Source organism: Limosilactobacillus caccae, assembly GCF_900156885.1.
GTDB lineage: Bacteria > Bacillota > Bacilli > Lactobacillales > Lactobacillaceae > Limosilactobacillus > Limosilactobacillus caccae.
Genome location: NZ_FTOY01000009.1, coordinates 178422 through 190774, shown reverse-complemented (window position 1 = coordinate 190774; position 12353 = coordinate 178422). Strand labels below are relative to the sequence as shown.

Here is a 12353-nt window from a genome sequence, read left to right as displayed (position 1 = left end):
TTCCTACTTTTTCTCTTTGATTATATAAATCGGTCGCTTCTTAGTCTGCATATAAATCTTCCCGATATAACGGCCAACAATCCCTAAGCATAGTAACTGAATACCGCCAAGGAAAAGAATGATGCAAACCATCGAAGCCCAGCCAAAGGCACTACTTGCGGGGATAACTAACTTCCGAACTAAGACAAAGATAAGGCCAATAATGGATACAACGGCCGTTAAACCACCCATCCAGGTAGCAAGGGCCAATGGGGCTTCGGAAAAGTCCGTAATTCCGTCAACAGCGTACTTAAATAGCTTCCAAGTCGACCAATCAGTCGTCCCTGCTACCCGTTCTACGTTCTTGTACGGTAAGTACTTGGTCTTAAAGCCAACCCAGTTAAAGATTCCCTTGGAGAACCGATTATATTCAGTTAATGATAAAACGGCATCGACCATTTGTCGAGTCATCATTCGGTAATCCCGCGCTCCAGAAACAATCTTGGTATCTGAAATCTTATTGATGACGTTATAAAACTGGTCACTGAGGAAAGACTTAAACTTTGCTTCGCCTTTCCGGTCAGTCCGCCGCATCCCCACACAGTCATACTCCCCAGAAGTAATGTTACTATACATTTCCGGCAAGTATTCTGGCGGATCTTGCAAGTCAACATCCATTACAACGACGTAATCACCAGTTGCTGCTTGTAGGCCGGCATATAGACCAGCCTCCTTCCCAAAGTTGCGGGAAAAAGAAACATAATGAACTCGTGCGGGGTCCTGTTCGTGAAGTTTCCGCAATTCAGCTAACGTCCCATCACTGGAACCATCATTAACGAACCAATATTCAACATCAATTGGCATCGCTGTAACAACCTTTTCTACTGCTGGATAGAAAAGCGGAATTGCCTCTTGCTCATTATAGCAAGGAACAACGATCGATAATTTTGCCATCGTTATTCTCCAATCTTTTTAGTGTTCACCATGACCGGTGATCTTTCGTTTTAAGAACTTGGCAATCTTTAGCGGCCAGTTCTGTTTTTCTAAGAAGACCCGGTTTACTTCAACGGTCTTGTATTCTGGATGCGTACCTAACCAGGTATCTAACAATAATTCACTGAGAAAGCCAAAGACACGTTGCTCATATGCCGTGTAGTCGGAATAGTCAATCTGCTTCTCAACTTCAGCTAGGACGTCAAAAAGCCAGGTGCAGTACTCACCTAATGGTTGTTTTTTCATCACCATCATATTGAAGTAGTGGGCAGATGTCTGCTTCATTACCTGTTCAAATGCTGGTAAGTATTCCGGATACTTTTCTTTTAGTACTTGCCGGGTCACCTCTAACGGTTCATGTTCATGAACGTGGAAATAGTGTGACTCATTCGTTTCAATGTAATAATGCCGCTTCTTTGGCAAAATTACATCAGCATTTTCAAATAGCTCCTCGACCTGTTGCTTATTTAAAATGGTCGATAATTCTTTGCTGTGCCCCATTGTCAGATAACGACGGTAATGAACCAAGCCCAAAGCGTCAACATCAAGGTTCTTCCATCCCCAGTACAATGCTGTTAACTCATTGTAGTGCGGATTTTTCGCTGAAATATTATCCCCCGTGTTGTCACCTTGGAAAGTTTGATTAACTGTCGGGTGTACTTCCTTGCCCACAAAGACAGGCAGGTACATGGGATCATCTGGCATCCGGTAATTTTTATGGACAGCCACTAAGATTTTAATATTCAATGTCGTTCTCCTAATTTGCTTTTAAACAATATCACTAAAATAATACCAGTTATTACCCTGCATGGAAAGATTTTATTGCAATTCCTGCGCATCCAGCCACCGTTGGACATCGTCAAGGTCAAAGCCCTTGCGAAACATCCCCTGCTTAAAGTGCTGCTCGCGTTCAAAGCCCTGGTAGCGACGGTAGCGGCGCCACATTTTTGACGCCTCTTTGGCTAATAAGTCCTCTTCTAGGGCGGTGTCTTCTGCTGGCATTACGTCCTCTTTAATGCGGTCATAGATACCAGCGGAGTATCCCTTTGTCATTAACCCCTGCCGAACCTTCTGCTCCCGCCTTTTCAGCGGCTGCGAACGGTACCGGCGAAATAACTTGGTCGCCAGTTTGCTAGCGTTTTCTGCCTGCAATTCTGGGGTGAACTGGGCAAGAGCATCATCAATATCATTTTCCCCCACTTTTTTCTGCCGAAGGTGTTGGCGAATAACGCCGGGGCCCTTGAGCCCGGTAGTCATTTCCGTCCGCACATAGGCGGCAGCGTACTCGTGGTCGTCTACCAATTTTTGCTCCCGCAGCTTTTTTAATACCGGCGCGATGAATTCCTCCGGGGTCTCAATCTCACGGAGCTTTTTGATAATGTCACTCTCTGTCCGCAGCTGGTGCGACAGGTAGTCGAGCATCCGGGAATAAGCCTTCGCCCGTTGGTCAGCAGCTGTAATGGCGGCTGCCTGTTCCTTATCAATCTCCATCCCCTTCATCAAGCGGAACTGGATCAAGACACTCTCCGCTACCGGAAAGGCATATTTACCATCAAGGTATACATTATAGCGCCCCTGCTGCTTTTGGGCCGCAATTTTCGTAATCTTTGCCATCTTTTTAAAATTCTCCTTTACATTTCTCTCCGTCAACCGTTTATAAAGGTGTAAGCAGTGGCCACCGCTTAACAAATTAAATACTAAAGGAAGTTTTTATCATGCAAATGGTTCGTAAGTTTAAGTCAGCGAAGGTTCAACTCACTCTTGTCAGTGACGCTCACCCAAAGGGCATCAAGCACCTTTTCAACAATGTCATTGACAAGGCTGATGATCACCAAGTTGCTAGTCTCAGTACCGCCATCGAAATGTTAACAACCGAAAAGTGTACTAACGCTGCGGTTATCACTACCGATGAATTAACAATGGAATAATCAGAGGAGGACTCATTAATGAAAACTTTAAGCTTAACTTTTAAGGGTAGTCTCGGTAAGAAGCACTCATTGAAGCTCAACTACGCTAGTGAACGGCTAGATGAACAAACCGTTCGCCAAGCAATGGAAAAGATTGCCGAGTCACACTTATTTGTCAAGGATAACGAGGAACTTTACCAACAACCACTAGCTGCGAAGTACATCGACACTGTCTCAACTATTCTCTTCAATGACGAGAAGAAAACAGCATAATTAAATATGTTCTAAAGATTTTAACGAGAGGCTGGAGATTAACTCCAGCCTCTTTACTGTTTTAAAGCTATAAATTCTCCCGCGCTAATCCGCGCAAGGCACGGCCGTTTATTTTACCCGCTTCTTCTTTTCTAGTTCTGGTAACAACCAAAAGTGCTTCTTGGCGTGCAACTCGCCCTCACGCGACTCCTGCAATGCTGCGTTTAACGCTGCGCCTAGCATGATGATGTAACCGGAAAAGTCCAGCCAGACCATCATTGCCACGAAGGCCCCAATCGTCTTATACGAGATAACCCCGTGGCTAAACAAGAGCGTGTAAAAGGAAAATAGCCGCGAAAGCCACATCCATAAAATAGCCGCAAAAAAAGAACCAATCAGTGCATAGCGTAGCCGCACCTTTGCATTCGGGACAAAGTAGTACAGCAAGGTTAGCGCGATAAACAGGACCGCAAATGTTACCGGCCACCGTAATGAACTGAATAAGGAAATGTAGTCCTTGCGAAAATTAAAAATTGGCTGAATACTCTGCAAAACTTGTTCACCAAAGCCGTACAAAATGATGAAGACAAAGATGATTACTAGAACCACAATCATCCAGATAAATGAAACCACCCGGTTGATCACCGGGTTTTGGTTTTCCGCAATCCCATATGCATGGTTGACACTGCGCTGAAAAGCAGCAATCCCCTGGCTCGTCGACCACAGAGCAATCAATGCCCCGGTCGTTAGGACACCCCCACTTCCCCGTTGCAAGAAGTCATAAATTAACGGGCGGATGAAATCATATACCGACGCAGGGATGGCCGTCTGCAGGTAGGCAAGAACTGTCCGGGCGTCGATCCCAATCATCGGTAACAGGTTCCCCACCACCATAACGGCGGGAAAGACGGACAGTAAGGTATAGTATGCTAAAACGGCAGCTGAGTTTGAAATCTGGGCCATGTTAATATGCCTGATTAGCAATGAGATAAATACTTTTCCTTTCCCAGGTTCCTTGTTCATAATATCCTCCAAAAAATTGTATATGGACATTATAGCAAACTGAAAATGACGAACACATTACAAAAGCAAAAGATTCCGCAGCATGAACTACCGCGGAATCTTTTGTATCCAAAGCTAGTGCTTAATAAAGCAGCCGCTTTTGCTTTGTTATTAATTATTTACCTTGTTCTTCTTGGAAGCGATCTGGTAAAAGACTAGCGCCACTACGGCGAAGAAGACTGGTCCGGCTAGTGTCCAGAAAGCAGTCTGGTAATCCTTATCCATCAATGGTTGGATAAAGGTAAAGAGAATCCCCACAATTAAGATCAATTCCACGAAGCAAACCAATACATTGGTCCAGAAACGATTCTTAAAGACAACAAATGGCCGGTTAAGCCCCTTCTTGGCCTTAAAGAATGGGAAGGCCCCAATCAAGAAGATGTATGGGAAACAAGTTGATACGTTTGCCATATCAGTCAAGATCAAGTAGAACTTTTGCGCGGCGTTACCACCAAAGGCAACGAGGAAAACAATCACGCAAACAATGGTTGCCTGTAGCCACATTGCATTCGCTGGCATCCCTGCCTTGTTCAACTTGGTAAGCTTCTTTGGCCATAAGTCCGGGTTGGACCCAAGGATAAAGGCCTTGATTGGTGAGTAGAGTAAGATGAACAATGCTCCCAAGAACCCTAAGGTCTGAGCAAAGGCAACGATCCGGGTCATAATTACCCCAAAGGTCAATGCTGCTGCATGTGACCAGCCGAGGGCATCACCCATCGTAACCCCTAATTGGTTAAAGACAACATAGGTAACGTTTCCTAGGTTAACAGAACTCTTCGTCAAGTCGTGTTGGTAGTTGACCGACCAACCAAGCATGAAGATCATCAAAACGTAAGCACCAATGGTAAAGATGCTTGCGATGATTAAGCCCCGGGGGAAGGTCCGTTCAGGGTTTTTCATACTATCAGTAACGGAACCCAACGACTCCATCCCACCATACGCAAAGATTGCGTAAACAACGAATGAGATAATCGCAATTGGTGTCTGGAATTGGGGATTTGGTGAGGTAATAAAGGTTGACGCACCGTGAATTGGTTGCTTCAATACTCCCTTATCAGCAATTAAAACAATCACACTGACAACCAGGAAGATCACGTTAACGATAATGGTAAAAATCCCCCCAAGGGAACCAACCTTCGCGATCGCAGTCATTCCCCGGGAACTACACCAGGTAGCACCCAAAATAAGTAAAATCCCAAGAATCCCAATTACCTGGGTCGATGAGAGGCCAAATGCTTGCCACTGCTGGGTAGTATCCTTACCAAAGATTAATGCTGAGAAGGTAATCCATACCCGCGAAGCAGTGGAAACCATCCACACAATCCATGATGCAAGCCATACGAAGGTCCCAACAAAGGCGATTCGCTCACCGACAGAACCAGCAAGCCAGGAGTAAATCCCCCCCTTAGCGTCCTTAAAGGTTGAACCATATTCAGCCATCATCAATCCACATGGGAAGAAGAAACAAATCCCCGCCAATGCGTACCAAATGATACTACCATAGCCCATCTGTAAGTAGGCGTTTGAAACATTACCAAAACCGAAAATGGCGGTAATGATCATCGTCACTAGACCAAAGGTAGTAATCATTTTTTTATTACCACTTTGTTCGTCCAAAATAATGCCTCCAAAATTTAATTAATATTCTTAAATAAAAATAAGAACTCATTTAATAATTTAAGTATAGTCGTCTTTTAAATAAATGAAAGTCTTTACCGTAAATTATCATTATTTTTTAATTGAATTTTGCATATTATTACGATTTAGCGCTTTTATGCTTGCTATTTCTGCATAAAATTAAAATTGAAAGAATAAACATGCATCAGTGGCAATTGCGGGAAACGCATCTTCCACGACATAAGCAGCTAGTCCTTAATGAGAATTGCCGTCGCTTCACTTAAGAATAATAAGGATTGGCAAAATAATTCTTATCATTCTTAATGAGTACCTGTCGCAATCATATTAAAAAAATTAACTGCCCTAAAACTACTAAAAGCCTGGCGAAACGTCTTCCGCCAGGCTTTTAGTAGTTTTAATTCAATTATTCAAACGGCTTTGCAACCTTTTCGGCAATCTCACCATAGTGCTTCAGGAACTTAGCGTAGTTATCGTCGTAGATGTACTTTGCATCCGCCTCTGGATCCTGAGAAGTCAAAATCTTCGGTCCATCATCAGTGATTACCAGGGTGTGTTCGTATTGGCAACTCCAACCACCATCGGCCGTCTTGGCAAGCCAGCCACTTGGGTCGCTAGTATCTGCTTCCCAGGTACCGGTATTGATCATTGGTTCTACCGTGATCGTCATTCCCTTGCGCAGCCGGGTTCCTTGACCATGTTCACCGTAGTGGGGAACCATTGGATCTTCGTGCATCGTTGGCTGGATTCCGTGACCGACGAATTCCCGGACATCCCCGTAGCCATTTTCATCTTCAGTGTAGTGTTGAATAACCGCACCAATATCACCAATCCGGTTACCCGGAACACACTGGTCAATCCCCATGAACATTGCCTTCTTGGTAACGTCCATTAGCTTTTGAATTTCCGACTTAACCTCGCCAACCGCGTAGCTCCAGCAAGAGTCACTGAAAGCCCCGTCAACACTAATTACTGTATCGACCTTGACCAGGTCACCCTTCTTTAAGATTAACTTTTTCCGGGGGAAGCCATGACAAATCTCGTCATTGACACTGACACAGGTTGCGTATTCGTAACCTTCAAAGCCAATTTGTTCTGCCTTGGCCCCGGCAGCCTTAAAGTACTTGCGGGCAAATTCTTCCAGCTTCCAACTAGAAATGCCAGGCTTGATAATCCGCCGCATTCCAAGGTGCATTCCCGCTAAGGCCGCACCTGCTTTTTCCATTGCAACGATTTCTCGTGGTGATTTTAAACTAATCATGCAATATATCTCCTTCATAAATCTCTAACATTACATAGTATACCACTTGTCACTCGTCTTTTCGTAAACCATGCTATACTATATGAATGTTATTAACATTATGGAGGTTATCAAGATGGCAAAAGCACTTGTGGTATACGCAACAATCACTGGAAATAATGAAGACGTTGCCGATATCATCACAGACGCCCTTGAAGATTTAGGCGTGGAAGTTGAAGAAACAGAAATGACAATGGCTGATCCCGCAGATTTCAATGATGTCGATATCTGCGTCATCTGCCCATACACCTACGACGAAGGAGCCCTTCCCGAAGAAGGCTTGGACTTTTATGAAGACTTACAAGAAGAGGACTTGACCGGCAAGGTATTTGGCGTCGCTGGTTCTGGTGACACCTTCTACGGCGATGATTTCTGTGTTGCCGTTGATAAGTTTGGCGAAGCATTAGCCAAGACTGGGGCGACAAAGGGTTCCGAAAACGTCCGCGTCAACCTGGCGCCTGATGAAGAAGACGTAGAAAAGCTCGACCAATTTGCAAAAGAGCTAGTAGAGAAGGCAGGCAACTAGGATGATTAAGGACCTGTGGAACAAGTACAAGTCAATCATCGCCTACCTCTTCTGGGGAGTCGTCACGACCGTCGTTAACCTGGGGGTCTTCCAGCTGCTAAGTCCGGTTCTTCACTGGAACGTGTCACTTGCAACTGTCATCGCCTGGTTTGCCTCGGTTCTCGTAGCGTACTTCACCAATAAAGTGTGGGTTTTTGGTTCCCACTACACGACCGTTCACGACTTTATCATTGAATTACTGCGGTTCTTCTTTTACCGTGGCTTGACCCTTGTGATTGACTTAATCATCACCTACATCGGGATCAATGTCCTCAAGTTCGATACCCCACTGCAACAGTTTATCGTCAAGTTTGTCGATAATGTTATCGTGGTAATCGCCAACTACATTTTCTCAAAGTGGTTGATTTTTAAGGACAATCAAGATATCGCAAATAAATAGAAAATAGCAAGGAGACCGGAATCGCTTTTCCAGCTCCTTGCTATTTTTGTTTTAAATATTTTTCAATGATTGTCAGGATTTTTTCGCTCGCGTGACCATCACCAAATGGGTTTTCAGCCTCTTCCATCTGCCGGTAGGCCTTCTCATCATTCAGCAGTTCAAATACCGTCTGCTGAATTGTCGTCGGGTCCGTCCCCACAATCTTGACACTCCCAACGTCAACCGCCTCTTGCCGCTCTGTCTTATCACGTAAGAGTAAGACCGGTTTGTGCAACGCCGGGGCCTCTTCTTGGATTCCGCCCGAATCGGTTAAGATTAAGGTGCTGCGCGCGGCAATGTTAAGAAAGTCATGGTGGCTTAACGGCTTCACCAGGTGGATCCGGTCATGGCCCTTTAATAGCTCATTGGCAAGTGCCACTTCTTCTGCTAGCGGGTAGACGGGAAAAACCAATTCGACATCTGGATTCGTCTCCACAATGTCACGGACCGTATGAAAGACTTGCTTCATCGGTGTTCCAACACTGTCCTTGCGCCGCATCGTCATCAAGAGGATCCGGTGGTCGGCCGGGATCGTTTCAAAGAACGGGTGGGTAAAGTCTTCTTTGAGGTTGTTTTGAACGGCATCAATTGCGGTATTCCCAGTTACGTAGATCTGGGCAGCCGGATGGTGTTCCTGCAATAAGTTATCACGGGCACTTGTCGTTGGCGCAAAATATAGGTTTGCCAAGTCATCGGTCAACCGCCGGTGCATCTCATCCGGAAACGGTGAGTAACGGTCATACGTCCGCAAGCCGGCCTCCACATGCCCAAGGGGAACGCGGTGATAAAAACTAATTAGGCTGGCCGCAAGACTCGTAGTCGCATCCCCCGCAACCAAAATCATATCGGGCTGCCCTGCATTGATCACGTTGTTTAAATTATGCAGGATCTGACTAAGCTGCTCCACATCATTGGCCCGTGCGGTAGCAGTCGTATCAATATCAAAATCAGCATGAAAATTGAGGGAGTCGAGGGTCTGCTGAAGCAATTCGTGGTTTTCAACGGCCGTCGCCACCATCACTGGTTGCCACTTTGCTGGTGCTTGCCGCATCTGCTTAATGATTGGTGCCAATTTCAAAACTTCTGCACGAGTCCCAAACAGAAGCATTATCTTATACGGTGCTTGCATTTCCCACTCCCCCTTTCTTAGGAATTAATAAAAAGCGACGGTACTATCTGGCCAATAGCAAGCACGTCGCTTTTCAAGGATAATGGTCCCATCCGGATTTGAACCGGAATCGGCCGCTTAGGAGGCGGATGTACTATCCAATTATACTATAGGACCAAACAAAGAATATTATCGCATTTACACGGAAAAAGGTAAAGGCGATAATACTCTTTTTTTAGTTATCACCATTTTGGCGACGGTGTTTCAGGCGAATCCCCTTATTTTTACGATTTTTCTTCCGCCGTCGCTTCTTCGGTGTTGAAAAGCCGTTAAAGGTCTTGTCAATTTTAGTGCGCGGCTTACCATTCAACTGTTCTTTTTGAAGGTGCTGGCTGGCCTGCCGGTTGATTGAGACAACTTGCTGGCCCTTGGCTGGCTTTTCTTCCGTCAACTGATTTTCACCGACATATAGCTGGACTAGCTGGTAATCCGTATCCTTGAGCAACTTCTTTAAGTCGCGAATATCGTGGTCATCCCCAAAGTTAAGTGCAAGACCCGGTTCTCCCTGGCGGCCAGTCCGCCCTACCCGGTGGATATAGGTGTTAACCGCTGTCGGGAGGTCAAAGTTGATCACCGCTGGCAGTTTCGGAATGTCAATTCCACGGGCCGCCAAGTCGGTAGTCAGCAATAGTTTGAGCTGGCGTTTTCTAAACATCCGCATTGCTTTTTCCCGCTGGGTCTGCTTTTGCCGGCCACCAAGAGTCGCCACTGCCACGTGTTCATGCCGGAGCCGACTAGCCGCGTAGTTTAATGTCCGCGTACTATTGAAGAATACCAGCGCCCGGAAGTCTTTCATACTCGTTAACCGCCGCAAGGTAGCAGTCTTTTGCGCGTTTGTCCGCGCGCTGAGGTAACCATGCTTAACCGGTCCCCGTGAATGGTCTTGGTCACGAACATCAATTACCGCAATATCACGGCCAAACATCACGCTTAGCTGGTCGAGGACGGGAGACTTAGTTGCGGAAAAGAACGCCAGTTGTGCTGACAGCGGGGTTGCCCGCTCGATGTCTTCAACGACTGCTAAAGTGTCATCTTGGAGCATGTCATCCGCTTCATCGACCACCATCGTCTGCAAGTGGCCGAGTTTTAAATGCCGGTTATCAAGCATGTGTAATACCCGACCAGGCGTCCCAACAACGACGTCTGGGTGTTCGTGAAGCCTAGCAACTTGCCGCCGCAGGTTTGCGCCCCCCGTCAGTGACTGGACACTGACACCGATCAGGGCGGCCCATTCCCGCATTACCCTTGTCGTCTGAATAGCAAGCTCTTGCGATGGGGAAAGGACAAGTAGTTGGGTCCCATCCCCTGGCATGATCTTAGGCAACAGCGGCAGCGTGAACGCCAATGTCTTTCCAGACCCAGTCGGGGCGATTCCTAAAATCGACTGGTCTTTTTGCAGCGCTGGGGCAACTGCTTGTTGGATCGCTGTTTGCTCTGCAAATTTTTCATCAAAGTGTGCTTGAAATTGTTCGATCAACTTAAATCATCCTATTCTTGATCGTTATCTGCTGGGAAAGTGAGTTGCGCAGATTGCCGTAGTGAGTACATTACCGAGTTTACTGTCTTGGAGAGTGCCAACCAGTGCTTATACTTCTTAACTTGCTCCTCATCATCAGGGTTATTGAAGAGGTCTGCAAAGTCATTCATCTCATCAGTCATTGAATTCTCTTCAACCGGTGCCTCGATTGGGTGTGCTTGCTTATCAGCGTCGTAGTAAGTAACCTTGGTAGTGTCAAAAATACTGTCGAATACTAAGGTGTCTTTCAAGCCATAGATTTCTGAGTCCAGGTAAGAATTAGCGGTCTTCCCGAAGTTTAGCGTAACGGTAAACTGATCGTAGTTTAAGATGGCAACCCCCTTAGCATCAACACCGGTCTTTGCAAGGGTTGGGAAGTATACTACTGAATCTGGTTCACCAAAAATCGTGATTGCCCCGTAAACGGCGTACACCCCAAGGTCCATCAATGCACCACCAGCAAACTTCAAGGTAAAGATGTTTGGATATGGTTCAGCACCATCCAAAACCTTGTCGTACCGGGATGAGTACTTCATTACATTGATCGTGGCACCTTGAACATGGTCAGCCTTCATTTCGTGAATCTTCTTCAAGGCTTCGTTGTAAATCTTAGTGTGGATATGCCGGGCGGCTTCTACTAACCGGGCCTTTGGGTGTGCAGCAAGTAGCGATTCAATCGCACTGTATTCACGCGGGTTCACAAAGGCAGGCTTTTCAACGATGATGAACTTGTCGTTTTCAATTGCCTTCCGAACTTGCTGGTAGTGCAAGCTGTTTGGTGAAGCAACGTAGACAACATCAAAGTCCCCATCTTCAAAGAAGCGGTCAATATCATCATAAAATTCAGTGGCACCGTATGGTTCACCAAATTCCTTCGCCCGGTCAATCGTCCGCGAATAGACCGTCGTCAGCTGGTACTTTCCCGTCGTCTTCGCCGCATCTAACATTTGATCAGTAATAATGTGTGTACCGATAATTCCAAGTTTAAGCATTATAATCAACTCTCCTTACTAAACCTATTGTTTGTTACACTTAATTTTAACAATTATTGCGCGTTTTTAACAGAAATGAAATCTTCCGATAATATAAATGTGTGTATAATTAACAATGTTATGTTAATTACTTATCACTTAATTGAGGAGATTGATGAAATATGAGAAAAAAGGGAATGTTACTTTTTGGCGCGGGACTTATGGCTGGACTCACCAGTACCTTAGGGTTCAGTCGCGCAAAGAAGAGTAACAACACGGTCGCACTACCAATTTTTTATGCAGGCACATGGCAATATTACGATAAGGAACGCGATCGCTCCCATAAAATAACAATTTCTCCTGAATTAAGGCTTCATATTGACAATCAAGTTATCCCGGCAACTGTTCAACAAATCCAGCCAACAAAGCTGGTCTTTCTCGATAAGTTTGGTTACCATATTACAATCCGGGCAAATGAACAACGACCAGTATCGTTGGCCGACGAAGCCGATGACCAGATCTACACCATTCAACCATTAAAATAATGTTGGCGCTGTTAAGCAGCG

At 45.6% G+C, this 12353-nt stretch carries 14 protein-coding genes and 1 tRNA gene; 5 read left to right on the top strand and 10 right to left on the bottom strand.

Annotated elements, in window-relative coordinates:
• Window positions 1-3 precede the first annotated feature (3 nt).
• From CZ502_RS03190 to recX, 3 genes are all read right to left on the bottom strand, one after another.
• The gene (locus CZ502_RS03190) at window positions 4-933 is read right to left on the bottom strand and encodes a glycosyltransferase family 2 protein (protein WP_076459652.1); all 930 of its coding nucleotides are present in this window, start codon (window positions 931-933) and stop codon (window positions 4-6) included.
• An 18-nt stretch (window positions 934-951) separates the two neighbouring features.
• Window positions 952-1719: a DUF4422 domain-containing protein gene (locus CZ502_RS03185; RefSeq protein WP_076459651.1), complete on the bottom strand. Its 768-nt coding sequence runs from the start codon at window positions 1717-1719 to the stop codon at window positions 952-954.
• A gap of 72 nt (window positions 1720-1791) precedes the next feature.
• Window positions 1792-2586 (bottom strand): recombination regulator RecX, encoded by a 795-nt coding sequence (gene recX / locus CZ502_RS03180; RefSeq protein ID WP_076459650.1) that lies wholly within the window; start codon window positions 2584-2586, stop codon window positions 1792-1794.
• Between the two features lie 101 nt (window positions 2587-2687).
• Between recX and CZ502_RS03175 the strand changes: the two genes are divergently transcribed.
• Together CZ502_RS03175 and CZ502_RS03170 are read left to right on the top strand one after the other, a co-directional pair.
• Window positions 2688-2900, top strand: coding sequence for a DUF1659 domain-containing protein (locus tag CZ502_RS03175; RefSeq protein WP_076459649.1), 213 nt, complete (start codon window positions 2688-2690; stop codon window positions 2898-2900).
• Between the two features lie 18 nt (window positions 2901-2918).
• Window positions 2919-3152 carry a DUF2922 domain-containing protein gene (locus CZ502_RS03170; protein WP_076459648.1) on the top strand — a complete coding sequence of 78 codons (234 nt, stop codon included), beginning with the start codon at window positions 2919-2921 and terminating at the stop codon, window positions 3150-3152.
• Between the two features lie 108 nt (window positions 3153-3260).
• On the opposite strand, the gene CZ502_RS03165 is transcribed toward CZ502_RS03170, so the two are convergent.
• The 3 genes from CZ502_RS03165 to map form a co-directional block, all read right to left on the bottom strand.
• On the bottom strand, window positions 3261-4154 hold the full coding sequence (locus CZ502_RS03165; RefSeq protein WP_076459647.1) for a YihY/virulence factor BrkB family protein: 894 nt from the start codon (window positions 4152-4154) through the stop codon (window positions 3261-3263).
• 150 nt (window positions 4155-4304) lie between these two features.
• Window positions 4305-5810, bottom strand: coding sequence for a glutamate/gamma-aminobutyrate family transporter YjeM (yjeM, locus tag CZ502_RS03160; RefSeq protein ID WP_076459646.1), 1506 nt, complete (start codon window positions 5808-5810; stop codon window positions 4305-4307).
• 424 nt (window positions 5811-6234) lie between these two features.
• Window positions 6235-7089, bottom strand: coding sequence for a type I methionyl aminopeptidase (gene map / locus CZ502_RS03155; protein ID WP_076459645.1), 855 nt, complete (start codon window positions 7087-7089; stop codon window positions 6235-6237).
• A 115-nt stretch (window positions 7090-7204) separates the two neighbouring features.
• On the opposite strand from map, the gene CZ502_RS03150 reads away from it, so the two are divergent.
• A complete protein-coding gene (locus CZ502_RS03150; RefSeq protein WP_076459644.1) occupies window positions 7205-7654 on the top strand; it encodes a flavodoxin in 450 nt (149 codons plus the stop codon).
• Between the two features lies 1 nt (window position 7655).
• On the top strand, window positions 7656-8093 hold the full coding sequence (locus tag CZ502_RS03145; RefSeq protein ID WP_076459643.1) for a GtrA family protein: 438 nt from the start codon (window positions 7656-7658) through the stop codon (window positions 8091-8093).
• 40 nt (window positions 8094-8133) lie between these two features.
• On the opposite strand, the gene wecB is transcribed toward CZ502_RS03145, so the two are convergent.
• The 4 genes from wecB to CZ502_RS03125 all read right to left on the bottom strand — a co-directional run bounded on the left by wecB (window position 8134) and on the right by CZ502_RS03125 (window position 11808).
• Complete coding sequence (gene wecB, locus CZ502_RS03140; RefSeq protein WP_076459642.1) at window positions 8134-9261, bottom strand: non-hydrolyzing UDP-N-acetylglucosamine 2-epimerase; 1128 nt, start codon at window positions 9259-9261, stop codon at window positions 8134-8136.
• Between the two features lie 83 nt (window positions 9262-9344).
• Window positions 9345-9417: transfer RNA gene (locus CZ502_RS03135), tRNA-Arg, on the bottom strand.
• Window positions 9418-9475: 58 nt separating this feature from the next.
• Window positions 9476-10777 (bottom strand): DEAD/DEAH box helicase, encoded by a 1302-nt coding sequence (locus CZ502_RS03130; protein ID WP_076459641.1) that lies wholly within the window; start codon window positions 10775-10777, stop codon window positions 9476-9478.
• An 11-nt stretch (window positions 10778-10788) separates the two neighbouring features.
• Window positions 10789-11808 carry a Gfo/Idh/MocA family protein gene (locus CZ502_RS03125; protein WP_076459640.1) on the bottom strand — a complete coding sequence of 340 codons (1020 nt, stop codon included), beginning with the start codon at window positions 11806-11808 and terminating at the stop codon, window positions 10789-10791.
• A gap of 161 nt (window positions 11809-11969) precedes the next feature.
• Here CZ502_RS03125 and CZ502_RS03120 point away from each other — a divergent pair, with 161 nt between their 5' ends.
• Complete coding sequence (locus CZ502_RS03120; protein WP_076459639.1) at window positions 11970-12332, top strand: DUF4828 domain-containing protein; 363 nt, start codon at window positions 11970-11972, stop codon at window positions 12330-12332.
• Window positions 12333-12353: the final 21 nt, after the last annotated feature.